General features: G+C 68.9%; 21 protein-coding genes and 1 riboswitch. Of the genes, 13 read left to right on the top strand and 8 right to left on the bottom strand.

All coding sequences use genetic code 11. The features are described 5' to 3' along the window. The first annotated feature begins 155 nt into the window (after positions 1-155). Complete coding sequence (locus AC1DBN_RS13750; protein ID WP_477723461.1) at positions 156-698, top strand: hypothetical protein; 543 nt, start codon at positions 156-158, stop codon at positions 696-698. Positions 699-1,129: 431 nt separating this feature from the next. On the opposite strand, the gene AC1DBN_RS13745 is transcribed toward AC1DBN_RS13750, so the two are convergent. Next, positions 1,130-2,686 (bottom strand): PLP-dependent cysteine synthase family protein, encoded by a 1,557-nt coding sequence (locus AC1DBN_RS13745; RefSeq protein WP_477723460.1) that lies wholly within the window; start codon positions 2,684-2,686, stop codon positions 1,130-1,132. Between the two features lie 288 nt (positions 2,687-2,974). Here AC1DBN_RS13745 and AC1DBN_RS13740 point away from each other — a divergent pair, with 288 nt between their 5' ends. Beyond that, the gene (locus AC1DBN_RS13740) at positions 2,975-4,630 is read left to right on the top strand and encodes an MFS transporter (protein ID WP_477723459.1); all 1,656 of its coding nucleotides are present in this window, start codon (positions 2,975-2,977) and stop codon (positions 4,628-4,630) included. 93 nt (positions 4,631-4,723) lie between these two features. Here AC1DBN_RS13740 and AC1DBN_RS13735 read toward each other — a convergent pair whose 3' ends face one another. Next, on the bottom strand, positions 4,724-5,101 hold the full coding sequence (locus tag AC1DBN_RS13735) for a rhodanese-like domain-containing protein (protein WP_091717368.1): 378 nt from the start codon (positions 5,099-5,101) through the stop codon (positions 4,724-4,726). A 40-nt stretch (positions 5,102-5,141) separates the two neighbouring features. Beyond that, positions 5,142-6,410, bottom strand: a complete 1,269-nt coding sequence (locus AC1DBN_RS13730; protein ID WP_477723458.1) for an LLM class flavin-dependent oxidoreductase — start codon at positions 6,408-6,410, stop codon at positions 5,142-5,144. Positions 6,411-6,625: 215 nt separating this feature from the next. Continuing rightward, positions 6,626-6,734, top strand: a riboswitch (SAM riboswitch). Positions 6,735-6,769: 35 nt separating this feature from the next. Between AC1DBN_RS13730 and AC1DBN_RS13725 the strand changes: the two genes are divergently transcribed. From AC1DBN_RS13725 to AC1DBN_RS13685, 9 genes are all read left to right on the top strand, one after another. After that, on the top strand, positions 6,770-7,864 hold the full coding sequence (locus tag AC1DBN_RS13725; RefSeq protein ID WP_091717372.1) for an LLM class flavin-dependent oxidoreductase: 1,095 nt from the start codon (positions 6,770-6,772) through the stop codon (positions 7,862-7,864). An 11-nt stretch (positions 7,865-7,875) separates the two neighbouring features. Further along, a complete protein-coding gene (locus AC1DBN_RS13720; RefSeq protein WP_091717385.1) occupies positions 7,876-9,288 on the top strand; it encodes an NtaA/DmoA family FMN-dependent monooxygenase in 1,413 nt (470 codons plus the stop codon). Continuing rightward, entirely contained in the window at positions 9,285-10,946 is a 1,662-nt protein-coding gene (locus AC1DBN_RS13715) for an ABC transporter substrate-binding protein (RefSeq protein ID WP_091717387.1), read from the top strand. The genes AC1DBN_RS13720 and AC1DBN_RS13715 overlap by 4 nt, the downstream gene beginning before the upstream one ends. Continuing rightward, on the top strand, positions 10,943-11,890 hold the full coding sequence (locus AC1DBN_RS13710) for an ABC transporter permease (RefSeq protein WP_091717389.1): 948 nt from the start codon (positions 10,943-10,945) through the stop codon (positions 11,888-11,890). Before AC1DBN_RS13715 ends, AC1DBN_RS13710 begins: the two co-directional genes overlap by 4 nt. A gap of 8 nt (positions 11,891-11,898) precedes the next feature. After that, positions 11,899-12,888: an ABC transporter permease gene (locus tag AC1DBN_RS13705; protein ID WP_091717391.1), complete on the top strand. Its 990-nt coding sequence runs from the start codon at positions 11,899-11,901 to the stop codon at positions 12,886-12,888. Beyond that, a complete protein-coding gene (locus AC1DBN_RS13700; protein WP_477723457.1) occupies positions 12,885-14,591 on the top strand; it encodes a dipeptide ABC transporter ATP-binding protein in 1,707 nt (568 codons plus the stop codon). The genes AC1DBN_RS13705 and AC1DBN_RS13700 overlap by 4 nt, the downstream gene beginning before the upstream one ends. Before the next feature lie 287 nt (positions 14,592-14,878). Continuing rightward, positions 14,879-15,748 carry an HAD family hydrolase gene (locus AC1DBN_RS13695; RefSeq protein WP_091717395.1) on the top strand — a complete coding sequence of 290 codons (870 nt, stop codon included), beginning with the start codon at positions 14,879-14,881 and terminating at the stop codon, positions 15,746-15,748. A 13-nt stretch (positions 15,749-15,761) separates the two neighbouring features. Continuing rightward, positions 15,762-16,148 (top strand): hypothetical protein, encoded by a 387-nt coding sequence (locus AC1DBN_RS13690; RefSeq protein ID WP_314212182.1) that lies wholly within the window; start codon positions 15,762-15,764, stop codon positions 16,146-16,148. 129 nt (positions 16,149-16,277) lie between these two features. Next, complete coding sequence (locus tag AC1DBN_RS13685) at positions 16,278-16,862, top strand: histidine phosphatase family protein (protein WP_314212178.1); 585 nt, start codon at positions 16,278-16,280, stop codon at positions 16,860-16,862. Positions 16,863-16,867: 5 nt separating this feature from the next. Here AC1DBN_RS13685 and AC1DBN_RS13680 read toward each other — a convergent pair whose 3' ends face one another. Both AC1DBN_RS13680 and AC1DBN_RS13675 read right to left on the bottom strand, forming a co-directional pair. Continuing rightward, on the bottom strand, positions 16,868-17,467 hold the full coding sequence (locus tag AC1DBN_RS13680; protein ID WP_477723456.1) for a hypothetical protein: 600 nt from the start codon (positions 17,465-17,467) through the stop codon (positions 16,868-16,870). A 56-nt stretch (positions 17,468-17,523) separates the two neighbouring features. Beyond that, on the bottom strand, positions 17,524-18,087 hold the full coding sequence (locus tag AC1DBN_RS13675; RefSeq protein WP_477723455.1) for a hypothetical protein: 564 nt from the start codon (positions 18,085-18,087) through the stop codon (positions 17,524-17,526). A 175-nt stretch (positions 18,088-18,262) separates the two neighbouring features. On the opposite strand from AC1DBN_RS13675, the gene AC1DBN_RS13670 reads away from it, so the two are divergent. Next, the gene (locus tag AC1DBN_RS13670; protein ID WP_477723454.1) at positions 18,263-20,737 is read left to right on the top strand and encodes a phosphoketolase family protein; all 2,475 of its coding nucleotides are present in this window, start codon (positions 18,263-18,265) and stop codon (positions 20,735-20,737) included. A 24-nt stretch (positions 20,738-20,761) separates the two neighbouring features. Here AC1DBN_RS13670 and AC1DBN_RS13665 read toward each other — a convergent pair whose 3' ends face one another. The 3 genes from AC1DBN_RS13665 to AC1DBN_RS13655 all read right to left on the bottom strand — a co-directional run bounded on the left by AC1DBN_RS13665 (position 20,762) and on the right by AC1DBN_RS13655 (position 23,513). Continuing rightward, entirely contained in the window at positions 20,762-21,529 is a 768-nt protein-coding gene (locus AC1DBN_RS13665; protein WP_477723453.1) for a DUF429 domain-containing protein, read from the bottom strand. Positions 21,530-21,535: 6 nt separating this feature from the next. Beyond that, positions 21,536-22,879, bottom strand: a complete 1,344-nt coding sequence (locus AC1DBN_RS13660) for a carboxylesterase family protein (RefSeq protein ID WP_477723452.1) — start codon at positions 22,877-22,879, stop codon at positions 21,536-21,538. 145 nt (positions 22,880-23,024) lie between these two features. Continuing rightward, the gene (locus AC1DBN_RS13655; protein ID WP_015935533.1) at positions 23,025-23,513 is read right to left on the bottom strand and encodes an inorganic diphosphatase; all 489 of its coding nucleotides are present in this window, start codon (positions 23,511-23,513) and stop codon (positions 23,025-23,027) included. 154 nt (positions 23,514-23,667) lie between these two features. Between AC1DBN_RS13655 and dacB the strand changes: the two genes are divergently transcribed. Continuing rightward, positions 23,668-25,197 carry a D-alanyl-D-alanine carboxypeptidase/D-alanyl-D-alanine endopeptidase gene (dacB, locus tag AC1DBN_RS13650; protein ID WP_477723451.1) on the top strand — a complete coding sequence of 510 codons (1,530 nt, stop codon included), beginning with the start codon at positions 23,668-23,670 and terminating at the stop codon, positions 25,195-25,197. The last annotated feature ends 1 nt before the right edge of the window (position 25,198 follow it).

The raw sequence follows: 25,198 nt of genomic DNA, 5'->3' as shown, positions 1-25,198 counted from the left end.
TGCATCCAACCAGCGGGAAACAGGGCGTCTCCGGCAGTCACTTAGGGCAACACGGGGACATGTTTTGCCTTGCGCGACGGCGCATTGCGGACAGTGTTGTGATGCCCCCACCCCGGTGGTTGTGTGATGGCACAGGCATCAACAGGGGGAAACCAATGGACGCAAACCCGGGGCCGCCGGCGCCGGCGGCACGCAAAGAAGTGGCCGGCGGAGCAACTGCTGGCGACGAACACCGCAAGGATGCGGCCGGGCCCAGTACCGATGTGAACGTGCGACAGGGATCGCGACGGCGGCGGGGATCCTCCGCCAAGCCGCGCAGATCCTCCGGGGGCAAGGCAGCCCGTGGACACGAGGAAGCCGCTGATCAGGGCCAGGACTGGCGAGGTTTCGACGCGGGGCACCTGGTTGACGTCCACCTGCCTGACGGGTTCTCGTTTCACGGAACCGTGGACGCCAAGACGGCCGATTCCGGCGTGATCTGGATCAGGAGCGACGCCGGCACGCGCCGGATGTTCGGCCACCTCGAAGGAGTCCGTCTGGCTCGCCGGACGGCAGACGCAGGAGTACTCCTGCCGCGCACTGCAACACCCGTCGCTTCAAATGATGTCACTTCAAAAGCCGGCACCCCAGAACCACCCACCCCGGAACCTACGGCAGCAGCGCCGGCGACCTTGACCGGCAGGGCCGCGGTGCCGTGACGCCACCTGTCCGGACCGCAAACAGCAGCCTCAACACCAGCCACCACAGGAGACCGTGTGCCAGCCACTCTCACCCATAGGATCAACATGCTCTGCGGAGCAGACCTGGCCGCCTTCCGCGCCCGGCTCTGCTCCCTTGCTCAGCGGGACGTCTACGCGGACGGGCTTGAAAGCGCCGTGACAACGATGCCCCGGCACCCGTCGCTCCTCACCGAAGGCTCGTCGGTGGACATCCTGGGGTTCGGCACCTGCGCCGGCTACGGGCCGCCGCAGCTGACATTGTCCGTGGCCATGCTGCTCGACTATCCGCGCTGGCCCCAGGAAGTTTTTTGGGACGAAGCCCATGCCTGGGCCGAGGCCGTGGCCGGTCCCTCGATGGCCGTCGCCGGCATCTCAGGGAGCCGTGAGAACGAGGACGGCATGGTGTTCCATTACCGGCTGAAGGTTACTGAGCCCGCCGCCGCGGCGTCCGCGCCCCGTACACCGGCCCGCCAGCCGGCAGGCACGGCTGCCGTGATCCGCCCGTCAACCAGGACCGCCAATACTTCATGGGCTGACGTGCCTGTGCCTGCAGCAACAAGCGCGCCCCGGGTGGGCTCATCGCCGTCAGCCACATTCCCGCCAGCCACGTCCTCGCCAGCCACCCCTTCGTCGGCCCCACCGACGCCGTCGTCGCCCGCAGCGCCGGGCACAGGTGTTCCAACCCCCACCGCACGGTAGGGCACTGCGGCAAGGAGGGACGCCGCCGATGGCCCGGCCTGGGACTCCAGCGCCTGCAGCGACTCGAGGGTTACGGCAGCCAGGACCTCCCTGGGGTGGACAGTGCCGTGCCGCGCGCCGCGGTCCAGGACCAGGAAAGCGGGATCGGCGGGCCCCAGTCCCCGTGCGCGCAGGAGGGCTATCGACTCGCCAACAGCCTGCCCTGACGGCAGAAGCGGCACTCCGGGCGCCGGTCCTTCGGCGTCAACGGAAGGCAGCAGCGACCGCACGGTTCCCCGGGGACTGTCCGGTTCGAGGAAGCCCAGCGAGGCGAGCCAGCCGTCGTCGAAATAGGTGGACAGGTAGTTCCGCCCTGAATCGGGAAGTACCACCACGATGGTGTGGGACTCGTCCAGGCCTTCCGCCAGGGTCAGTGCGGCAGCAAGCGCCGTTCCGCCCGTTGCTCCAGTCAGCAGCCCCTCCTCGCGGGCTGCCCGCCGGGCGGTATAAATCGCGTCACGGTCGCTGACCCGGATGTATTGGTCCACAACGCCGGTGTCGAACGCCTCCGGCCAGATGTCCTCCACGGATTCGGGGTGCAGGGCATGGCCGGCGCCTTCCCCGTACTTCAGCGCACCGTCGCCGCCGCCGTACCGGGAATGCTCCGGATCAGCCGCCACCACCCGCACCGAACCGCCGCTGGCGTCCTTCAGGAAACCGCCGGTGCCGGACAGCGTGCCGCCCGTTCCCACGCTCGCCACCAGATGGGTGACGGACCCTTCCGTGTCATCCCAGATCTCAGGGCCCGTGGTGTGCCAGTGGGCAGCTGGGTTGGCGGGGTTGTCGTACTGCTGGGCAAGCCACGCGCCGGGGGTGGCTGCGGTGTACGCGGCAGCCCGGGAAGCCAGATGGCCCGGATGGTCGCGCGGAACGAAATCGGCCACCAGATGCACCTCGGCGCCGTAGGCCCGCAGCAGCCGGACCTTCTCCCCAGCGGTTGCCGCCGGGGCGAAAATCACGGCCCGGTACCCCAGCTGCGCCGCCACCATGGCCAGCCCGATGCCGGTGTTGCCGCTGGTTCCTTCCACCACCGTCCCGCCGGGACGGAGCAGCCCCTCGCGTTCGGCGGCCCGGATCATGGACAGCGCCGCCCGGTCCTTGACGCTGCCGCCGATGTTCTGGAATTCCAACTTGGCGTAGATCCTTGGACGGAATCGCGCCCCGAGGCGGCGCAGGCGGACCAGGGGCGTGCCCCCGATGCCGTCCAGGACGGATTCAAAGACGGTCACGCCGTCACCTCCGCGTCCGGAACCGGGCGGGGATGGACTGCGGGGGTGCTGCGGAGGGCTGTCATGCGGCCACGGTAGGACCGCGCAGCGGCGCGTCCCAAACTGTTTTGAGCCGCGTTTCCCAGCATGTCGCCCGATGTGCAATTGCGGCTCCGCCCACCCGGCCGGCGTCACGGGACCTGTCACACAAGGACCCCTCACGGAAGCCTCAGGTAACCGGACTTCACCGGGATTAACGCTCCGACGCCGGATGAGGAGTGCCCTGCTGCCCGGGCTTAGGGTCCCGATATGGGCCGAATCGCAGGGGCAAGCACTCCACTGACCAGGGGCACGCCGTCACCGCGGGCCGCGCTGTGGCTGTGCCTCGGCGCCGGGTTCGTGAGCCTGCTCGATCAATCGGTCTTCGTGCTGGCCGTCCCTGCCATGGCAGCCGGCCTGCACGCGGACAGCGGGCAGGTGCAGTGGATCCTTGCCAGCTATTCCCTGGCCTTCGGCGTCGCGCTGGTCCCGGCCGGGCGGCTGGGTGACCTGCTGGGCCGCCGGAAACTGTTCATCGCCGGCATTGCCGTGTTCGGCGCCTTCAGCCTCCTCGGCGGACTCGCATCGGATCCCGCCGTCGTCATCGCCGCCCGCCTGCTGCAGGGACTGGGTGCCGGCACGCTGAATCCCCAGGTGCTGGGCCTCCTCCAGGACATCTTTACCGGCTCCGGACGGGCCAAGGCCCTGGGCTACTACGCGGCCGCCGGTGGCACGGCAGCCGTCTGCGGCCCCGTGGTGGGCGGCATCATTCTGTCCGCCGGCGATCCCGCCCTGAGCTGGCGGCTGTTGTTCCTGGTCAACGTCCCGCTCGTGCTGGTCCTGGTGCCGCTGGCCCTGGTCTATCTTCCGCGGGCGACGCCGCAGCCCGGCCAAGCCAGGTCAGGAAGCACAGGCAGCCACGGCACGGACGCCGCCCGCTCAGACAGCCCCAGCCGCGTCCACGGCTCAAGCGAGGCTGGACCGCGCCGCTCCGCCGTGGATGTCCCCGGGGCAGTGCTCCTGGGTGCTGTGGTGGTGGCATCGCTGGTGCCCACCATTTACGGTCCGGGCCCGGTGGCAGTCCTGTGGGCAGCGCTGGGTGCCGTTGCAGTACTTGCCTTCGCGGGATGGGAGTTTTTCTATCACCGGCGCGGCCGCACGCCGCTGCTCAGCCCGGCCCTGGTGAGGTCGCCCGGGTATCTCCTGGGCACGGTGGTGGCACTGTGCCAGTTCGGCGTCGGAGCGGCCATGGCGGCCGTGACCTCCCTGTACTTCCTGACCGGAACGGGCCTGCCGCCGCTGGCAGCTGCTGCGATCCTGGCACCGCAGGCCGCCGGAATGCTGCTGGCCTCCAGCCTCAGCTGGAGGTTCGTTGCGCGGTACGGCAGGACGGGAATCGTGGCCGCCATCGCCGCGGGGCTGGCCTGCCTCCCGGCAAAGGACTGGGCGGTCCAGGGGTTCGACGCCGGTGCTGCCGCAGCCATCGTCGCCGGGGTGGGGCTCTTGCAGGGCGTGGCCACAGGACTGGTGGTGGCGCCCAACCAAACGCTCACGCTGGCCCATGCCCCGCAAGGGGCGGCCGGCGTGGCTGCGGGGTTCTACCAACTCAGCCAGCGCTTCTCCGCCGCACTCTGCTCCGCCGCGGCCGCTGGCATGTTCCTAGGCGAGGGTGCCTCCGGTGGCAATGCCCGGGAGGCCTTCCACCAGGGAATCCTGCTGTGTTGCGCCTTGCTGGCCGCCGCACTGCTGGCCGGAGGGGCGGACGCCGGGCGGATCGCTGTGGCGGCACGCAAGGCGAGGGCCGCCGTCGCACGCTCCGGAAAGGAAAGTACGACGACGGCCCGCGCCGCAGTGCCCGGCGCACCGCTGCCTGCCACGTCGGTGTCCCGCGGCTCAGTTCCCGTCGACTCAGTTCCTATCGACTGAGTTTCTAGTGACTAGGTTCTTTGGCGGGTGGCGCCTGTCGGTGCCGGGATCGGTGCCGGGCCAGGTTCCCCGGCCCAGGGAATCGGCGGACGCCTAGCTAGCGGTGTCGACGGGCCCGGTGGTCGGTACACCGGCGTCGCGCAGGGCGGGGAAACCGCCGTCAACGTGCACCGCGTTGGCGTAACCGAGCAGCTCAAGTTTCCGTGCAACCGGGCCGGAGCCGTTCACGGAGCCGCAGAACACCACGATCTTCTGGTCCGTGCCCTCAACCTGCGCCAGGCGTTTGTCCGAACCGGGGCCGAAATCCTCCTCCACGCGCCCGCGGTCCACCACCAGTGCTCCCGGGACTGCCCCGGTGCTGTTGCGTCCGGCGTCGCTGCGGACGTCAACCAGCAATGCACCGCCGGCAATCAGTTGGGCGGCTTCTGCGGCCGTGACGAGCTGCGTGTCTGTTTCGGTTTCAGTGGTCATGACTTTTCCTTCTCGTGTGTGGATGGTGATGGGACAAACTTCAGGCCAGGCCCCACTCGGCAGCCAGCAGTTCGTAGGAGCGCACGCGGTGCCGGTGGTTGTGGGCGATGGTGGTGATCAACAGTTCCTGGGCGCCCGTGGCGTGCTGCAGGTCGCGTAATTGGTCCGCCACCTGCGCCGCGCCGCCCACGAACCGCGTTTCCACCCGGTCCCGGATGAGGTCCGGAGCCCCGGTTTCGGGTGCGGCTGCCTGCGCATCCAGGCGGCCGCCGTCACTGGGTGCGGGGTAGGGGATGGCGCCGTGGCCGGTGCGGATGCTGTGCACCCAGGCGGCATAACCGGCACCAAGGGTGCGGGCGGTCTGCCCGTCATCGGCCACCAGGACGTCCGCGGAGACGGTGACGTATGGCTCCGCCAGCGCGGCCGACGGCTTGAAATGGGCCCGGTACTCGGCCACCGAATCCAGCACGGTGGCGGGGGAGACGTGGTAGTTCGCCCCGAACGGCAGGCCGAGCTTCCCGGCCAGGCGGGCGCTGGGACCGGCCGTTGAACCATGGATCCAGAACTGGGGCGTGGTGCCCCGCGCCGGAGTGACAGTGATTTCCTCGCCGTGCCGGGTCCGGAAGCCGCCGGTGAAGAACCCGATCACGTCCTGGACGTCGCTTTCGAAGTTGTCCGCGTCGCCGGGTTCGCGGCCCAGGAGTTCGGCCTGGAGGCGGAACTTCCGCGGGAGGACGGAATTGAAGAGCCGCCGGGCCGCCGGGACCAGGAGCCCGTCCACCACCCGGGCTCCCTCGTCCGGTTGCGCCGGAGCGCCCGCGCCGGCTGAGCCCGCATGAAGCGCGGTGCCGTCCGCACCAGCACCAGCACCGCCCGCACCCGCGCCGGAGCCGTAAACGGCGGAGGCGGGCTCCGCCGTCGTCCGTCCTGCACCCGTCGAATCCGCGGCCGGCATGCTGGGCTGCCCTGACCGTCCGAACCCCAAATCCAACCGTTCCGGGTACACGGCCGCGAGCGTGCCGATGTTCTCCGCCACCTGCAGCGGCCGGTAGTTACCCAGGATGGTGGCGGCCGTGCCCACGCGGATGGTCCGGGTAGCCGCGGCAACCAGGGCGGAGAGCACGTGCGGGGCGGAACCGGCGACGCCGGGGTTCAGGTGGTGCTCGGCCAGCCAGAAGCGGTGGTAGCCAAGGCCCTCGGCCGCTACAGCAAGGTCAATGCTGTTGCGCAGCGCGTTACCGGCCGACTGCCCGGCAGGGACTGGACTGAGATCGAGTACTGACAGGGGGACAGCGGAAGCGGTAGGCATGGCATGACCCTACGAGCCTGCCCACCCGGTCCCAAGCGGCCCTGTCACCGGGCTAAACCCGGGGAAACAGGCCGTCACGGAGCCCGCTTCCGGGTGTGGGCCGAAGAGCCCAGATGACGCCAAAAACCGCTGTTTGACGCGGGATTTCCTGCGTTGACGCCGCGCGACAACCGCGTTTGTCAACGCATTGGACCGGCTCCTACATTCAAGCCATAGGTCAAGAGTCAGCACGCCAAGGACCGGCTGGTGCTGCGGCAACCCTCAGGCATTTTGTGGCGGGGTGCTCCGGAAACAGACCTGGCCGCCCCGCGGCAAGTGAATGTCGTCCCGGCCGCCCTGCGGCCCTGAAGAAGGAAACCATGGCTTCAACACCTGTACCTGAACTGCGCTCCAAAATAGTGGCGCTCGAGCTCGATGGCGACGGCGCCCACCCGGCTGCGTGGCGCCGCGCCGCCCACCTTCCCGGCGCCCTGCTGGGCGGCGGCCGGATACGGGAAACCGTGCAGGCCGCGGACATCGCAGGCTTCCACCTGGCCACCTTCCGCGATTCCCGCGTACTGGATGCCGGCAGCACCGGCATCGCGGGCCGGATCGACGCCGTGCAGCGCGCGGCCTTCGCGGCTCCGCTGACCCGCTCCCTCGGCCTGGTTCCCGAAGCGGGAACGCTGTTTACCGAGCCGTTCCATGTGGCCACGCAGTTGGCCAGCCTGGACTACTCCTCCCACGGCCGGGCCGGCTGGCTGGTCAGCGCCGCCAACGAACCCGCCGAGGCACAGTCCGTGGGCCGCGAGGCACTCGCCGAAGCCGATGTCCTGGCCGAGGCAGCGGACGTGGTGGAGGCCGGCCGCCGGCTCTGGGATTCCTGGGAGGACGGCGCTGTCATCCGGGACGCAGCCACCGGCCGTTACCTGGACCGGGATAAGCTCCACTACGCCGACTTTGACGGTGACAGATTCTCCGTGAAGGGCCCGTCCATCATTCCCCGCCCGCTGCAGGGCCAGCTGGTGGTCTTCGCACCGGCGGACCTGATCCCCGCCGTCGAAGCGGATGTGGCGCTCGCCGCCGCCGGTTCCGTTGACGGACTGGCGGCCGCGGCGACTGCGGCAGCAGCGGCCGGAACCCCGCGCACCCTGGTGGAGCTCGACGTCGTCCTCGACTCCCGTGGCCAGGCCGCGGCGGAGCGCCTCGCGGAGCTTGATGCGTACGAACCCTGGCAGGGCGGCGCCAGGTACGTCGGCAGTGCGGCAGGGCTCGTCGAGCTGCTGGTCGAGCTGTTCCGGGCAGCCGACGGCGTCCGGCTCCACCCCGCCGTCCTGGACGTTGACCTGCCCGAACTGGCCGCCCAGGTGCTGCCGGAACTGCGCCGTGCCGGTGTGGCCGCACCGCGCACCGGAACCACCCTCCGCGAAACCTTCGGCCTTCCCCGCCCCGCCAACCGCTACGCCGCGGCCTGAAAGAGAGCATCATGAGCACCCACCACCGCCCCGCCGGCAACGGCCAGATCCAGTTCGGCGTCTTCTTCCAGGGCGTCAACCACACCACCGTCTGGAAGACTCCGGAGAGCGGGTCCCAAACGGACTTCGAATCCTTCCGCCGGGTGGCCCAGACGGCGGAGCGCGGCCTCTTCTCCGCGTTCTTCCTCGGCGAGGGACTGCGCCTGCGCGAGCACCTGGGCCGCATCCACGACCTCGACGTCGCCGGCCGCCCCGATGCCCAGACAGCCCTCGCGGCCCTGGCCGCCGTCACCACCAACATCGGCCTGGTGGCCACCCAGAACACCACCTACAACGATCCCGCAGACCTGGCGCACCGCCTGGCCAGCCTGGACCTGCTCTCCGGCGGGCGGGCGGCCTGGAACATCGTCACCACGGACAACGCCTGGACCGGTGCCAACTTCCGGCGCGGCGGGTTCCTCAAGCACGAGGACCGCTACATCCGGGCCGAGGCCTTCGTCCAGACAGCCAAAGCGATCTGGGATTCCTGGGCCGACGGCGCAATCGCCGGGTCCCGGGATGCCGGGCGCTGGCTAGAAGAAGGCAGCATCACACCCGTCCGGCGCACGGACGCAAGTTTCGACGTCGACATCACCGGCCGCCTGCCGCGCTCCTCACAGCACCATCCGGTGCTCTTCCAGGCCGGCGACTCGGCGGACGGGCGGGACTTCGCCGTCCGGAACGCCGACGTGATCTTCTCCCGGCACGCCGAGCTCGAGGACGCCAAAAGGTTCCGCGAGGACATCGTGGCGCGCACCCTCAAGGCTGGCCGACCCGCCGACGACGTGAAGATCTTCCCCGGCCAGGAGTTCATCCTTGGCGCCACCGAGGCCGAGGCGGAGGAGAAGCACCAATGGGTCCGCGAACAGCAGGTGGGCCCCGAGACGTCCATCGCGTATCTGGAACAGTTCTGGGGCCGGACCCTCACCGATTACGACCCCGACGGTCCGCTTCCCGAAACGGACCCCGTCGTGGACGTCACCAACCCCACCCGCGGCAACGCCTTCCACGGCGCAAGCGCCAAGGAACTCGCGGCCCAGTGGCGCGCGGAGGCCAAGGACAAGGGCCAGTCCATCCGCCAGTTCGTCGCCGCACGCTCCCGGCTCAACGGCCGCGGCCTGGTGGGTTCCTACGATGGCATCGCCGACAAGCTCGCCGAATACGCCCACGCCGGCGCCGTTGACGGCTTCAACATCACCCCCTGGATCGTTCCCGGCGGGCTGGACGAGATTGTCAACGAACTCGTCCCGCGCCTGCAAGACCGCGGCGTTTACCGCACCGAATACGAAGGCACCAACCTCCGCGAAAACCTGGGCCTCCGCGCCCCGCTGACCCGCCGCGCCTCCCTGGACGGCGGCCTGACCGAAAGCGAAAACGTCGCATGACCCGCTCCAACCAGCCCCGCCCGAACCAGCCCCGCACCCTGCCCGCCGGTCCCTTCCGCCGGCCCGCCGCCGTCGTCGGCCTCCTTGGAACCGCAGCCCTGCTGCTCTCGGCCTGCGGAGGCGGGGCCGACGCCGGCACGCAGCAAACCGCCGACGCCACCCCGGTGTCCGGCGGGAACCTGAACTTTGCCCTGTCCGTGGACCGCGGCTGCATCGATCCGCAGCAGGTGGGCAACAACGATGCGATCGCGATCGCCCGGCAGACCGTGGCGTCGCTGACCTCGCAGGACCCGACATCCGGCGAAATCGTGCCCTGGCTGGCGGAGAAGTTCGAATCCAACGGCGATGCCACCAGCTTCACGTTCACTCTCCGCACCGGCGCCACCTTTGCGGACGGCACGGCCATTGACGCCGCATCCGTGAAGACCAACTTCGAAGCGATCAAGGCACTGGGGGCCAAGGCGAGCCTGGGCTCCACCTACCTCAGTGACGTCAGTGCCATCACCGTCAAGGACCCGCAGACCGTTGTGGTGGACTTCAGCAAGCCGAACGCCCAGTTCCTGCAGGCAACATCCACCTTCACGCTGGGACTGCTTTCGCCGTCGTCAGCGTCCCTGTCCGAGGCGGACCGCTGCGCCGGGAAGTTCTCCGGGTCCGGCCCGTTCAACGTCAAGAGCTACACCGTGGACAAGGAAGCGGTGCTGGAGCGCCGCGCCGGCTACAGCTGGCCGGCCGCCACCAACACCAACACGGGCGAGGCTTACCTGGACACGGTCACCTTCAAGATCATTCCCGAGGCCGGCAACCGCACCGGCAGCCTGCAGTCCGGCCAGATCGACGCGACGGCGGCCATCTCCGCGGCGGACATCACCCTCTTCAACGGCAACGGTTTCTGGAACGAAACCAGGGCCAACCCCGGCGTCGTCTACAACCTGTACCCGAACGAGTCCACGCCCAAGCTCAAGGAAACAGCTGTCCGCCAGGCGATCTCCAAGGCCATCAACCGTGAGGAGATCACCTCCACTCTCCTGACCGAAAAGGACCAGCCCGCCAAGGGCGTGCTGTCCCACACCACGCCGTACTTCAAGGACTTCAGCGGGCTGCTGGCCCATGATCCCGACGGCGCGAAGCAGCTTCTGGAGGACGCCGGCTGGAAGGCCGGGGCGGACGGAGTCCGGGAAAAGAACGGCGAGAAGCTCGCCTTCAAGGTCACCTACTGGCAGTCGCCCAAGGAAGTCCTGGAACTGGTCCAGCAGCAGCTCAAAGCCGTGGGCGTGGACCTTCAGCTGAAGTTCACCACCATCGCCGACGTCACCGCCGCGCAGGCCGGCAAAGACTACGACTTCTCCTACGGCAACCTGACCCGCAGCGACCCGGACGTGCTGCGCACCGTCTTCGCTTCCACCACCGCCCGGGGCGGCAGCAACCTGCGCGAGAAACTTCCCGTGGACGACACCCTGGGCGAGCAGGCCGCAGCACTGGACAAGGACGCCCGCCAGAAACTGGTGGACCAGGGACAGGAAACCCTGATCACGGACGCCCACTCGATCCCGCTCTACGAACTGTCCACCACCATCTCCGCCAACGAAAAGGTCCACGGCCTGGCGTTCGAAGCCTCCAGCCGCCTGGACTTCTACGACGCCTGGCTGTCCCAGTGATCCGCTACGTCGGCCGGCGGCTGCTGCAGGGGGCGTTCGTCCTCTGGGCCGCGTACACCGTGTCCTTCCTGATCCTCTACCTCCTCCCGGGGGACGCCGTGAGCATCATGGCCAGCGGGGACGAACAGAACTCGGTGGACCCGGCGCTGGTGGCCAAGCTGCGCAGCGAGTACGGGCTGGACCGGCCGCTGCACGAGCAGTACGTGATAGCGCTGTTCAAGGCCCTGCAGCTGGACTTCGGCGTGTCCATCAAGAACGGTGTGGCCGCCACGCAGGCAGTGGGGGAGGTCCTGCCGGAAACCATCAAGCTTGCGGCGGCCGGGTTTGCGCTGGCCGTACTGCTGGGCAGTGCGCTGGCCATCGCGGCCTCGTTCAGCCGGAACCGCTGGGTCCGCCAGCTGGTGGCCTCGCTGCCGCCGCTGGGCATCGCGGTGCCGACTTTCTGGATCGGGCTGCTGCTCCTGCAGTTCTTCTCCTTCAGGCTCCGGCTGTTTCCTGCACTGGGGAACGACGGCGCCCAGAGCCTGGTGCTTCCCGCGCTGACCCTGGCGATCCCCACCTCGGCGGTGATTGCTCAGCTGCTCATCCGCAGCCTGCACCAGACCCTCGGCGAACCGTACATTGAGCAGATCCGGGCCAAGGGGGCCAGCGACGCGCTGATCCACTTCGGCCACGCCCTGCGCAACGCGGCCATCCCCACCCTGACCATGCTGGGCATCCTGGTGGGAAACCTGCTGGCCGGGGCCGTGGTCAGCGAAACGGTTTTCTCGCGCACCGGCATTGGCCGGCTCACCGTCACGGCCGTCAACAGCCGTGACATCCCGGTGGTCCAGACACTCGTGGTACTGGCCGCCGCCATCTTCGTCATCACCAGCCTGGTTGTTGACCTGATCTACCCGCTCGTGGACCCCCGCATCAACACCGCGGCCAAGGCCACCGCCTAGGAGGCAGCATGTCGCAGCAACTTCTCCGGGACAGCCCGGGACCGGCAGCGGACGCACTTGGCGCGACTTACCCCGGGAGGGAGGAGGCAGGGGAACCGGCGGCCGGCGCCGGACAGACCTCCGCGGCCGCCGCCGTCGTGCCGGGTAAGGCAGCACCGTCTGCGGTGGCCAGGCTTGCCCGCACGGCGAGGGTCCTGCCCAAAAGCCCCGGACTGGTCCTGGCCGTCCTGGTCATCGCCGTGGTGATCCTGTGGGCCGTGATCCCCGGGGCTTTTACGCACTGGCCGCCGGACACCGGCGTTCCGTCGGCCCGGCTCAAACCGCCGTCCGCCGAGCACTGGTTCGGGACGGACAGCCTGGGCAGGGACCTGTTCTCCCGGGTGGTGCACGGTTCCGCCACGTCCCTGGCGGCCACAGCCGTTGCGGTAGCGGTGGGGCTGGTGGCGGGTTCACTGCTGGGTCTCCTCGCAGGGTTCCTGCGCGGCTGGGTGGACGACGCCATCATGCGCGTCATGGACGTCCTGCTCGCTATCCCCAGCCTCCTGCTGTCCCTGGCGCTCATTACGGTGCTGGGCTTCGGCACGGTGAACATCGCCATCGCGGTGGGCATTGCCAGCGTGGCCAACTTCGCCCGCATCATGCGCGCCGAATCGCTCCGCGTGGGATCGGCCGTCTACGTGGAGGCGGCCCGGTCCTCCGGTGTCCGCTGGCACGGCATCCTGCTCCGGCATGTCCTGCCAAATGCCGCCGGGCCGGTGCTGGCGCTGTCCGCCCTGGAGTTCGGCATGGCCGTGCTGTCCATCTCCTCCCTGAGCTTCCTCGGCTTCGGCGCCCCGCCGCCGGCCGCCGAGTGGGGCTCACTGGTGGCCGGCGGGCGCGACTACCTGGTGGCTGCCTGGTGGCTGGTAACCCTGCCCGGCCTGGTGATTGCCGCCGTCGTCCTTTCCACCAACCGCATCTCGCACGCTTTCCAGGACCCCGAAAGGAACAGGACATGACGGCTACCCCTGCTCAGGACAGCCCGCCCACCGGAACTGCCGAACCGCTCCTGAAGGTAGAGGGGCTTCGCGTCAGCTACCTGGTGGACGGCACGCCCCGGGAAGCCGTGCACGGCGTCAGCTTCGAGGTCCACGCCGGAGAAGTGGTAGCGATCGTGGGCGAATCCGGGTCCGGCAAGACCACCACCGCGCACGCCATCATCAACCTGCTGCCGGGTAACGCCCGCACGGATTCCGGTTCCGTGGTCTTTGCCGGTGCGGACCTTTCCCGGCTCACCCGGAAGGAATGGCAAGGTGTCCGGGGCCGGGACATCGGGCTGATCCCGCAGGACCCCACGGCGTCGCTGGATCCGCTGCAGCGCGTGGGGGCGCAGGTGGCCGAGGCGCTCACCATCCACCGGCTGCAACCGAAGAAGGCCGCCCGCCGGGACGCGGTCGGGCTGCTGGCCGAGAGCGGGATTCACGACGCCGAATCCCGGGCCCGGCAATTCCCCCACCAGTTCTCCGGCGGGATGCGCCAGCGGGTACTGATTGCCTCCGCGCTCGCCGCCCGGCCCCGGCTGGTGATCGCGGACGAGCCCACCAGCGCGCTGGATGTCACCGTGCAGCGTCAGATCCTGGACAACATCGCCGCGCTCACCGCGGAGCGGGGGACCGCCGTCCTGCTGATCACGCACGATCTTGGCGTGGCAGCGGACCGCGCCGACCGGATCATCGTGATGCTCCGGGGCGAGATCGTGGAAGCAGGTTCAGCGCCGCAGGTCCTGGGCAGTCCCCGGCACGCCTACACCCGGCAGCTGATCGCCGCCGCACCAGGGCTGAGTCCCAAACGGCTCCGGCCAACCGTGGCCGGCGTAGCCCGGCCGGACGGCACAGCTCCTGCGGCCGTTCCTCGGACTGCCAGTTTCGAGGGTCCCTTGGTGGAGGCGCGGAACCTGCGGAAGGTCTTCCACCTGCCGCGGACTGCCAAGGGGCCGCGCACCCTCACCGCGGTCAACAACGTGTCGCTGGAGATCCTGCGCGGTGAAACCCTGGCGCTGGTAGGGGAGAGCGGCTCGGGCAAGAGCACCGTGGCCAGGTTGCTGCTGCGGCTGGATAAACCAACCAGCGGCTCCGTGACGTTCGACGGCGAGGACCTCACCGCCGCGCGGGGCGAGCGGCTGCGCCAGCTCCGGCGCCGCTTCCAGGTGGTTTTCCAGAGCCCTTACGCCTCTCTGGATCCCCGCTTCACGGTGGCGGACAGCGTGGCCGAACCGCTGCGCGCCTTTGGTGAGGGCACGCCGTCGGACCGCCGGGCGAGGGTGGCCGCGCTGCTGGACGCGGTGCACCTGCCGGCCGACTATGGGCGGCGGCATCCCGCAGAACTGTCAGGCGGGCAGCGTCAACGGGTGGCCCTTGCCCGCGCCCTGGCACTGCGTCCGGAACTGGTGGTGCTGGATGAAGCAGTGTCCGCGCTGGATGTGTCCGTGCAGGCCCAGATCCTGGCGCTGCTCGCCGAACTGCAGGTGCAGGACGGACTGAGCTACCTCTTCATCTCGCACGACCTCGCGGTGGTGCAGCAGATCTCGGACCGCGTGGCCGTGATGCGCGGCGGGGAACTGCTGGAGGCCGGAACCACGGAATCGGTGCTGGAGCGGCCGGAACACGGGTACACGCAGGAGCTGATCTCGGCAGTACCTGGCCGGCGGACGCTGCAGGTGTAGGACCTGACGGGGCGGCTTGGGCGCTGCCGCCCGCAAATTCCTAGGCTTGTTCGCGGGCCTGGGTCTGGCCGCCCGCAAATTCCTAGGCTTGTTCGCGTATCAGAGCCCTTAGGGCCAGGATTTGCGAACAAGCCTAGGATTCGAGCCCGGCCCCGGCTGTCGGCCCAAACGGTCGGTGCCCGGGTAAACATTCACAGCGTGGACAACCTGTGAGTATTTACCGGCTGTTCAACAAACCTGTGGCGCGCGTCCTAGCGGCGTTTGGGGGCGTCTGTTTCACTGGAACAATGACAACCCTGACTGAAACCTCAGTCGCCGGCAACGATGACCGGCGAAACACAGAACCCAACAACAGCGCCCTCAACGGCCGGCAACTGATGGTGGCCCTGGATGTGGACGGCACCCTGGTGGACCACGACGGCCACATGTCCCCGGCGGTCCGGGAATCCGCGCAGGCCGTGGTGGAAGCGGGCCACGAGGTGATGATCGCCACCGGACGGTCCCTGAACGCCACGCTGCCCATTATCGAAAAGATCGGCGTGGAACGCGGCTACGCGGTGTGCTGCAACGGCGGCGTGACGCTGCGGCTGCACCCCGAACTCGACGGCGGCTACGAAATTATCCACAAGGCCACCTTCGATCCCGCGCCCGCCCTCCGGGCACTCCGCGAACGGCTCCCCTCAGCGAAGTACGCGCTCGAGGACGCCGATGGCAACTTCCTCTCCACCGAGCGGTTCCAGGATGCAAGCTTTGGCGTCGAGGCCATCGGCGTCGACTTCCAGACCATGCTCGAGGCCACGGCCGTGCGCGTGGTGGTGTTCAGCACCGAGAACACTCCCGAGGAGTTCAACGAGGCCATCGACCACATCGGCCTCGCCGGCGTCACCTACTCGGTGGGCTGGACGGCGTGGTTGGACATCGCCGCCGCCGGGGTGACCAAGGCCAGCGCCCTGGAAAACCTCCGCCTCCAGCTCGGCATCGATCCGAGCCGCACGGTGGCTGTGGGCGATGGCAGGAACGACATCGAGATGCTCGGCTGGGCCGGCCGGGGGGTGGCCATGGGCCAGGCCCCGGAGGAGGTCATCGCCATCGCGGACGAGGTCACCCATTCCGTGTACGACGACGGCGCGGCGCACGTGCTGCGCAGCCTCCTCTAGGCAGTAGGCCGGGATGGTCCTGGTACATGCGGCGGCCATCGCCGCCTGCGTCATCCTTGCCGCCCTGGCCGTGTTCCAGGCTGCCCTCATCACCGGCCGGCCCCTCGGAAGGTTCGCGTGGGGCGGCCAGCACGATGTCCTCCCCAGGAACCTGCGCATCGGCAGCGCGGTGTCCATCCTGCTTTACGCAGTGTTCGGATACGTCGCCCTGGGGAAGGCAGGGCTCGCGGATCCGCTGGGCGGTGCTGCGTTCACTTCGGTGGCCATGTGGGTTCTGACGGCATACTTCGCCCTCGGCGTCGTCATGAACGCGATCTCCCGCAGCAAACCCGAGCGGTTGGTGATGGCTCCTGTCGCCTTTGTCCTCGCCGCACTCTTCCTGGTGGTGGCAATCAACTGACGGACGGCACCGGGGCGGGTTTCGCCGTCGTACGCGCGGGCTGTTCCCCTCGTTGCAAGCAGCCTGTTCCCGCCGGCTGTGCCCAGCCACGTTCCGATGCCAGTCCCCACTCAAGGCAGAATGGAAGGCATGACCCTTACGACGTTTGCCCTCGTCCGCCACGGACAGACCGACTGGAATGCCGAGCGCCGGCTGCAGGGGTCCACCGACATTCCGCTGAACGAGGTGGGCCGTGGCCAGGCGCGTGACGCCGCTGACGTCCTTTCGCCGTACGAATGGGATGCGATCGTCTCCTCGCCGCTGAGCCGTGCCGCGGAAACTGCCGACCTCATTGCCGAAGGGCTGGGCCTTACGGTCTCCCGGCGCGTCCCGGAGCTGACCGAGCGCAGCTTCGGGCCCGCCGAGGGCATGCAGGCCGGACCCGAACTGGAGGCGCTGCGGATCCCGGGCGGCTTCAAGGGGGCCGAGAGCGAGGACGAAGCTGCCAGCCGCGGCCTCGGCGCCCTGGAAGCGCTCGCCAAGGAGTTTAGCGGCCAGCGGCTCCTGGTGGTCACCCACGGCACCCTTCTGCGCGTCAGCCTCAGCCGGGCCATCGGCGAAACCCTGCCCAGCGTGGACAACGCCGCACTGAACCTGGCGCACCACCACGCCATCGACGGATGGCAGCTCGAATACTTCAACGGCGAGCCCGTCATGGCGGCCACAGCCAAGTAGCGCCGCTACCGCACCTCAAGGATCAGTGCCAGCAGCCGGGCAACAGCCGGCCTGGCCGCGTGTTCCTCGTTCCACTGAGCCCGGGCCACGGCCTTGCTGACCGCCTGGGTGGTGATGCCCAGCTCCTGGGCCACCGCCTTTTGCTGGCCGCGGACACCCGGCGTCAGCAGGTCGAGCACCCGCCATTCCGCGCCTGACCGGTCCCGGACGATGTGGCCCAGCAGGCGGAGGACCGCCTCGGCGTCGTGCGCAATGTCCGCAAGGGGCCCTTCGACGGCCACCGGAACGCGCTCCTTGCTGTTCCGCAGCCGGTCCACCGCCCGGCGTGCGTACACCAGGCCGTGGCCGGAAGCATCCTTGATCTGGTTCGGCAGCGGCTCGTTGACCGGCCCGACGCCGATTCCCACGTACCACTGGCCACTGCGCAGGGCCACCAGGGCCGCTTCCACGGCCTGTTCAGGGCATTCAACGATGCCCTGGACTTCGTCCTCGACCGAGCGGTCGAAGTCCAGGCGCGCGGGAATGTGCCGCAGGTCCTTTAGCAACTGCGGCACCCGGTCACCGTCGCGCCGGCTGTCCGTCTGGTTGATTGTCAGCGTGAACATTCTGGGTACACACTACCGGTAAGTAGGAAATGTGCGAGGGGGAGTATTACGGCTGGTCAAGCGGCCGCGGGCCGGTCATAGGGCGGGACCTCCGGAGCCCCCGCCGGAAGCTTCGGGAACCTCCGGTCGATGGTGAGGTGCCGTCCCTTCGGCTCGGCGCCGGAAGGTGAAGAGCCCTCCGCGGTACTAATGAACAGCACAAGGATCATCACGGTGAACAGGACGGTCCGGGCGAACATGACCCAGCCGGCCCGCCAAAACCCCGGTCCTTCGCCCGTGCTGATCCGGACCACTGCCGTCTGCGTGGCCAGCGAGCCCAGGGACCGGCCGCCCGCGCAGCAGAAACCGTACAGCCAGGGCGCGATGAGCCAGGTGGCGGCAGCCGCGCCGGCGGCCTTACCTGCGGTCCCGGTCAGGGAGGTACCCACCAGGACGGCGACGGTGATTGCCAGGATGGCCACGATGCCGAAATCCACGGCCCAGGCTTTGACGGACCGCCAGATGGTGGAATCCACCACCCGGGTCCCGTTCCTCAGGGTCTTGACCCGCTGGCGGGCGCTTTTCCACAGGGCTGCTTCCGCGCGTGACTGCGTTGCTGCCGTGCCGTGTACGTCGGTCACGCCGTTCCCCCACTATTTGAACTGTCCAAAACACCTTCAATCTACCCTGCCCCGCACCGGCAACAAGGGGGACATCTGCCCATGTGGACAGTGGTTGGTGGTTGTGCCTGCGCCGCTGAAATGTTGCGATGGAGGGACGGCCGGGCACGGCGCGAACCCCAAGGTGAGGATGGTTATGACCGGCAGCACTGGGAATGAAGTCACGGGAAACGGCAACGCAGGGCAGGCAACCGAACAAGCAACCGCTGCACAAGGCAGCATGGGCCGCCAGGAACTCGAGCTCGTGGACCGCTGGTGGCGTGCCGCCAACTACCTTTCCGTCGGCCAGATCTACCTGCGCTCCAACCCGCTGCTGCGCCGGCCCCTGAGCCCGGAAGACACCAAGTCCCGACTTTTGGGCCACTGGGGCACCACGCCCGGGCTCAACTTTGTATACGCCCACCTGAACCGCGTCATCCGCCGCGACGCTGCCGAGATGCTCTTCATTGCAGGTCCCGGCCATGGCGGCCCTGCCGTCGTGGCCAATGCCTGGCTGGAGGGAACCTATTCGGAGATCTACGGCCACGTGGGCAGCGACGAGGCCGGGCTGGCGGAGCTCTTCCGCCAGTTCTCCTACCCGGGCGGTATCCCCAGCCACGCGGCGCCGGAGAGCCCGGGGTCCATCAGCGAGGGCGGCGAGCTCGGCTATTCCCTGGCCCACGCCTACGGCTCGGTGCTGGACAACCCCCAGCTGGTGACCGCGGTCGTGATCGGCGACGGCGAGGCCGAAACCGGGCCGCTGGCGGCCAGCTGGCACTCGCACAACTTCCTGGACCCGACGGCGGACGGCGCCGTGCTGCCCATCCTGCACCTCAACGGCTACAAGATCGCCAACCCCACGGTGCTGGCCCGCATGCCCCAGGAACAGCTGGAGCAGCTGCTGCGCGGCTACGGCCACGAACCGTACTTCGTCACGGTGCAGGACCCGGGCAATACCGGGCAGGCGCACCAGGACTTCGCCGGGGTCCTGGACCAATGCCTCGCGGACATCCGCGCCATCCAGGCTGAGCACCGCAACGCCGGGAACGCCCATACCGGGGCCGGGGAGGACACCTCCGGGGAACACCCGGGACACCGCTGGCCCATGATCGTGCTGCGCTCGCCGAAGGGCTGGACCGGTCCGCGGACCGTGGACGGGCTGCAGGTGGAAGGAACATGGCGGGCGCACCAGGTCCCGCTGTCCGAGGTCCGCACCAACGGCGAACACCTCAAGCAGCTGGAGGAGTGGCTGCAGTCCTACCGTCCGGAAGAACTGTTCGACGGCGACGGGCGGCTCCGTGCGGACGTCGCCGAGGCAGCCCCCACCGGGGACTTCCGGATGAGCGCCACCCCGCACGCCAATGGCGGAGTGCTGCGGCGCGCCCTGAAGCTGCCCGCCTACCGGGACTACGCCGTCGACGTTGAAGCAGCGGGAACGGACCGCGTGAGCCCCATGATCACGCTGGGCTCGTGGATGCGGGACGTGATCGCGCAGAACATGGAGAACTTCCGCCTGTTCGGGCCGGACGAAACCGCGTCGAACCGGCTGCAGACCGTCTATGAAGTCACCGACAAGGTGTGGCAGTACCGGATTGACGACGCCGACGAGCACCTCGCGCGGTCCGGCCGCGTGATGGAGGTCCTCAGCGAGCACCTGTGCCAGGGCTGGCTGGAAGGCTACCTCCTCACCGGCAGGCACGGCGTCTTCAACTGCTACGAGGCCTTCATCCACATTGTTGATTCCATGTTCAACCAGCACGCCAAGTGGCTGAAGGTGCACCGCCGGCTGCCGTGGCGCCAGCCTGTGCCCTCGCTGAACTACCTGCTGTCCTCGCACGTCTGGCAGCAGGACCACAACGGTTTCTCGCACCAGGACCCGGGGTTCATCGACCATGCGGTGAACAAGAAGGCGGAGGTCATCCGGGTGTACCTGCCGCCGGACGCAAACACCCTGCTGTCCGTCATGGAGCACTGCCTGGCGTCGACGGACTGCGTGAACGTGGTGGTCAGCGGAAAGCAGCCCTCGCCCACCTGGCTGGGACCGGAGGACGCCGCCAACCACTGCCGCCGCGGCCTGGGAATCTGGACGTTCGCCGGCTCAGAAGTGGCGGGCGAGGAGCCCGACGTCGTGCTCGCCTGCGCGGGCGACGTCCCCACCGTGGAGACCGTGGCCGCCGCGGAACTGCTGCGCAACGGGATCCCGGGGCTGAAGGTCCGGGTGGTCAACGTGGTGGACCTGATGCGCCTGCAGGACGAGAGCGAACACCCGCACGGGTTGCCGGGCAGGGACTTCGACGGCATCTTCACCACTGACAAGCCCATCATTTTCGCGTATCACGGCTACCCCACGCTGATCCACCGCCTGGCGTACAAGCGCACCAACCAGGAGGGCCTGCACGTGCACGGCTACCAGGAGGAGGGAACCACCACCACCCCGTTCGACATGGCCATGCTCAACGGGATCGACCGCTTCACGCTGGCCATCGACGCCATGGACCGGGTGCCCGGCCTGGCCGAGAAGTACTCACTCCTGCGGCAGGAGCTGCAGGACCGCCGCGACAGCGCCCGGGGGCACACCCGCACCCACGGCGAGGACCCGGAGGAGATCCGGAACTGGAAGTTGGGCGGCTGACCCTCTTCTCTCTTTCTGGGAACGTCAGTCCGGGAGGCCGCTGAGTCCGCACGAGGGCAGCTGGATCCAGCCCTCGCTGCGGGCGGCCCGCGCGTGCGCCTCATCGGGGAGGAGTGTACGACGGCGGGCCACGGCCCGGGCGGTCAGCGAGGCGACGACGGCGTCGAACAGGTCGTCCGAGGCCGCAAGCTGGGCCTCGTGCCCGGCCAGGTCCAGCCACGGCGCCTGCTCACGGAGGGCTTCAAGGAGCACGCCGAGCCGTTCGGTTTCCGTGCTGCCGCGGCCCTTGTAGCCGCGGCCGTTGAGGCCCCAGATCTTGAGCGAGGCCGCCGGATACACCTCGGCCAGCCGGCCGGAGCCATCCCGGGACTGGGGGCCATGCAGGGCGGCGATCTTCGCCTGGATCACGGCGCAGCGCATGGCAGGGTGAGCCAGCCGGTCCGCAGAAACGCTCAGCGGAATCAGGCCCGTCTGGGCGGTGCAGAAACGGTCCGTGTCCCGGTAGGCGAGGAGCCGCCGGCCGGCGATGCCGTCGTGTTCGAGCACCGGGGCCGCGACGTTGTCCAGGTGCCCGGTGAGGAACGGGATCAGCGCGTCCGGCCAGCCGACAGGGCAGTCGACGCCGGTCATGTCGCTGGTGCCGAACAGGTCCACAATCGCCTCGTCATCCACATCCAGGGCCAGATGGGCGAGCGTGGCGCGGCCCTTTCCTTGGGAATCCAGGTCCCACTCGATGACGGCGGCAGCGGTTTTCTTGGAGGCTGCCGCCAAGTCCACGCCCAGGGTCCTCATCCGGACTCAGACCCTCCGGTAGTGCAGCGCATCGTCCACAGCGCCGGCCTCGCCGAGATCGTCACCGCGGGCAAACGAGCTCCACAGCGCCCGCACCGCCCGTCCGGTCATGTCTACCGTCTCCCACGGAGCGCCGGCGATCAGCCCCACACCGTCCCAGGTTCCCCGGTTGCCCAGGAGCAGCGGCAGGTCGATGGTGTGGGCTGCGCCGAAGAGGTTGTCCGGCGCATGCCAGCTCAGCAGGTAACGGTGCGCCCTTCCTCCTGCACGCTTGTGGCGGCGCGCAAACTTCCGCGACGCCCACCCATAGACGGTTTCAGTGACCACCCAGTCGACGGCGCGCACCGCGGCCGCCCCCACTCCCGGTATCTTGAGCAGGCGCATCAGGAACGGACTCCGGGGGAGGAACAGCCGCGCTTCCTCCGAGGTGTGGCCGATCAGGATGTCGATGCCCGGCGCAGACCGGTCCCAGGCGGCCGCGATGTCCTTCTCCTCAGGCAGCGGGGCGTGGCCGTACTGGGTGCCGAACGGCATGGCGGCCAGCATTCCGAACTTTCGCGATACCTGCGCCACCTGCGCCTCCCGGTCCACCACGTCCATGGCCGGGGTCTCCTCCGTCACCGATTCCGCGGCGATCCCCATGGCGTGGTTCATCCGAGCCCGGCCGCGGGCAATCCCCAGTGGCGCACTTTGGATGATGGCACGGCGGAACAGCGACGGCGCTTCTGGGGTGGCCATCAGGTGGGCGATGGCATCCCCGCCGGCCGACTGGCCGAATGCCGTAACGCAACCGGGATCGCCGCCGAACGCCGCGATGTTCCGGTGCACCCATCGGAACGCCTCCAGCTGGTCCAGCAGGCCCAGGTTCGCCGGCCGGCCGGTGCGGGTGGCCAGGAAGCCGAACAAACCCAGCCGGTAGGTCACCGACACCACGATCACGCGGTTCTCGGCCACAAGCCGGGCGGGGTCGAAGATGGCGAGGTCCCCCGACCCCGTGGTGTAGGAGCCGCCGTGGATCCAGACCATCACGGGCAGCTTCTCGCCGGGCTTCAGATCACCGGGCATGGTGATGGACAGGTTCTGGCAGTCTTCGCTGCCGGGGAGTTCGCCGTACCGGGTGCCCAAGACGTCGTCGAGGAACGGGACGGGACCCTGCGGGCACGCCGGTGCCAGGGAGGTAGCGGCGAAGGTTTCGGTCCAGTCCGCCGCAGCAGCAGGAGGCTGGAAGCGGGCCGCCGTGGCGTAGGGGATACCCGTGGCGCGGAGTACGTCGCCGTCCCGCCAGCCGCTGACAGGCCCGCACGGTGGATGGAACAGAAGCTCGGACGTCACGGCTGGCTCGGAATTCACAGCCCCACCTTGCCACACCATCCTGGGACAACGACGGCGGGTGGCCGGCTTCGAAAAGCCGGCCACCCGCCGTCGGTCGTATGACTGGGCCCACGCCGTCAGGGTTCCCTGGCCGAGCGAAGCGAGGCTAGGGAGACGGTGGGGACTAGTGTCCGGTGGGGACGTAACGCTTGATGGAGGCTTCCAGCTCGGCTTCGGCAGCGGCGCGGTCGCCCCAGCCCTCGGCCTTGACCCACTTGCCCGGCTCCAGGTCCTTGTAACGGGTGAAGAAGTGCTCGATTTCCTTGATCAGGAATTCGCTGACATCGCTGACTTCCTGGATGTGGTCGAAGCGCGCGTCAACAGGAACGCAGAGGACCTTGGCGTCTCCGCCGCCGTCGTCGGTCATGTTGAAGACGCCGATGGGGCGGGATTCAACGATGACACCGGGGTGCAGGTCGAAGTCCTGCAGGAGCACCAGCGCGTCCAGCGGATCGCCGTCTTCGCCCAGGGTGTTCTCGAAGAAACCGTAGTGCGTGGGGTACTGCATGGAGGTGAAGAGGACGCGGTCCAGGCGGACGCGGCCGGTCTCGTGGTCGACTTCGTACTTGACGCGTGATCCCTTGGGGATCTCGATGGTCACGTCGTGCTTCATGGGAATGCTCCTCAGCGATTACAGGGGGTGCGCGGCACACTTGACGGTCCACAAAAGGAGCGTCCGTGCCGCCGACTATTATTGAGGATATAGCGAGAGGCCCTGGAATCAGGAACTTGTGGGGAAATTTCAGGACTGGAGGACCGGCACCGGCATGACCAAAACCACCAGCGCGGAAGCGTGGCACCGCCGTGCGCTGAAGGCCGCGGCGCTGGGCCTTCCGGGCAGGTCCGCCGGCCCCGGAAAACCCTGGCACCTCCTCCTGCTCGCGGCACTCCTGCTGGTCCTTGCCCTCCCGGCGGCGGCACTCGTCGCCCCCGGATTCCTCGGCCCCGAGCCTCCCCCGCCTGTGCCCGAGGCCCCGCCCTGGCAGCGCGAACCGTCAGCTCTGGCCTCCCCGCAGGGACTGGCTCCGCTGCAATCCACCGCCCCGGTCCCGGACCCCGCCGTTGTGTCGGCGCGGGTGGACCCGCTGTTAAAGACCGACGGCGGCGGTACTTTTACGGGCATCGTGCAGGATGCGCTGACTGGCCAGGTCCTCTTCGACCGGGGCGGCGCCGACAGCCGGGTGCCGGCGTCGAACATGAAGCTGCTGACCTCCGTGGCCGCCCTGCGCGCCCTGGGCCCGGACCATACGTTCGCCACGCGCGTGGTGGAGGGGCCGGCCGCCAACCAGGTGGTGCTGGTGGGCGGCGGCGACGTCCTGCTCGGACCCGGTGAATCGAAGCCGGGCGACGTGATGGGCCGCGCCGGCCTCACCACCCTCGCGGCCCAGACAGTGGCATCCCTGCAGGCCAGTGGTGCAACGGGGGAAATCAGGGTCCTGCTGGACGATTCCCTGTTTACCGGCCCGGCCCTGAACCCGGCCTGGCAGGAGGGCGACGTTGCCGCAGGCGAAGTGGCGCCCGTGTATCCGCTGGCCATGAACTCGGCGCGCTACGACCCCGCCGTGACAACGGGACCACGCCCGCAGGACGCCGCGCAGACCGCCGCGGAGGAATTCGCGGCCCGGCTCCGCGCCGCAGGTGCCGCCGCGGGACTGACCGTGGCGGCCGGCGTCGACCGTTCACCGGATGCGGGCTCGGCTGACCCGGCTGCCGGAACCGAACGGCCCGACGTCCTGGCCGAGGTGCAGTCAGCCACGGTGGCGGACCAGGTGGACCTGCTGCTGCAGGAATCAGACAACTACCTGGCCGAGGTCATGGGGCGGATGGCGTCCCTTGCGGACGGCGGTCCGGGCAGCAACGACGGCGCCACGGCGGCTGTCAGCGGCCAGCTGGCCCAGGCGGGGATTGCGGCGGGCGCCCTGACGCTGGTGGATGTGTGCGGCCTGGCGATGGGCAACCAGGTCTCGGCCGGCCAATTCGCCGACGTGGTCCGGGCCATCACCACCGGCACCGATGCCAGGCTCCGGGCCGCCCTGGACGGTTTCCCTGTGGCTGGCCTCACCGGCACCCTTGATTCCCGGTACGGCGACGAGTCCACCGTCCAGGGGGCGGGGCTGGTCCGGGCCAAGACAGGAACACTCAACACCGTCCTGGCGCTCAGCGGCTACGTCGTTGACGCTGACGGCCGGCTCCTGGTGTTCTCCTTCATCGGCAACGGCCTGACACCCGGAGCCGCAGGCAACAAGGTGGCGCTGGACCGTGCGGCAACGGCGCTCGCAGGGTGCGGCTGCCGGTAGG

This window comes from Pseudarthrobacter sp. 10T415 (assembly GCF_056394175.1).
This window is presented reverse-complemented; position numbering and strand designations above follow the sequence as displayed.

Excerpts from the sequence above, each read along its gene's own strand:
- AC1DBN_RS13750 (WP_477723461.1), top strand. The coding sequence starts at position 156 with ATGGACGCAAACCCGGGGCCGCCGGCGCCGGCGGCACGCAAAGAAGTG.
- AC1DBN_RS13740 (WP_477723459.1), top strand. The coding sequence starts at position 2,975 with ATGGGCCGAATCGCAGGGGCAAGCACTCCACTGACCAGGGGCACGCCG.
- AC1DBN_RS13735 (WP_091717368.1), bottom strand. The coding sequence starts at position 5,101 with ATGACCACTGAAACCGAAACAGACACGCAGCTCGTCACGGCCGCAGAA.
- AC1DBN_RS13730 (WP_477723458.1), bottom strand. The coding sequence starts at position 6,410 with ATGCCTACCGCTTCCGCTGTCCCCCTGTCAGTACTCGATCTCAGTCCA.
- AC1DBN_RS13725 (WP_091717372.1), top strand. The coding sequence starts at position 6,770 with ATGGCTTCAACACCTGTACCTGAACTGCGCTCCAAAATAGTGGCGCTC.
- AC1DBN_RS13720 (WP_091717385.1), top strand. The coding sequence starts at position 7,876 with ATGAGCACCCACCACCGCCCCGCCGGCAACGGCCAGATCCAGTTCGGC.
- AC1DBN_RS13715 (WP_091717387.1), top strand. The coding sequence starts at position 9,285 with ATGACCCGCTCCAACCAGCCCCGCCCGAACCAGCCCCGCACCCTGCCC.
- AC1DBN_RS13705 (WP_091717391.1), top strand. The coding sequence starts at position 11,899 with ATGTCGCAGCAACTTCTCCGGGACAGCCCGGGACCGGCAGCGGACGCA.
- AC1DBN_RS13700 (WP_477723457.1), top strand. The coding sequence starts at position 12,885 with ATGACGGCTACCCCTGCTCAGGACAGCCCGCCCACCGGAACTGCCGAA.
- AC1DBN_RS13695 (WP_091717395.1), top strand. The coding sequence starts at position 14,879 with ATGACAACCCTGACTGAAACCTCAGTCGCCGGCAACGATGACCGGCGA.
- AC1DBN_RS13690 (WP_314212182.1), top strand. The coding sequence starts at position 15,762 with ATGGTCCTGGTACATGCGGCGGCCATCGCCGCCTGCGTCATCCTTGCC.
- AC1DBN_RS13685 (WP_314212178.1), top strand. The coding sequence starts at position 16,278 with ATGACCCTTACGACGTTTGCCCTCGTCCGCCACGGACAGACCGACTGG.
- AC1DBN_RS13680 (WP_477723456.1), bottom strand. The coding sequence starts at position 17,467 with ATGTTCACGCTGACAATCAACCAGACGGACAGCCGGCGCGACGGTGAC.
- AC1DBN_RS13670 (WP_477723454.1), top strand. The coding sequence starts at position 18,263 with ATGACCGGCAGCACTGGGAATGAAGTCACGGGAAACGGCAACGCAGGG.
- AC1DBN_RS13665 (WP_477723453.1), bottom strand. The coding sequence starts at position 21,529 with ATGAGGACCCTGGGCGTGGACTTGGCGGCAGCCTCCAAGAAAACCGCT.
- AC1DBN_RS13655 (WP_015935533.1), bottom strand. The coding sequence starts at position 23,513 with ATGAAGCACGACGTGACCATCGAGATCCCCAAGGGATCACGCGTCAAG.
- dacB (WP_477723451.1), top strand. The coding sequence starts at position 23,668 with ATGACCAAAACCACCAGCGCGGAAGCGTGGCACCGCCGTGCGCTGAAG.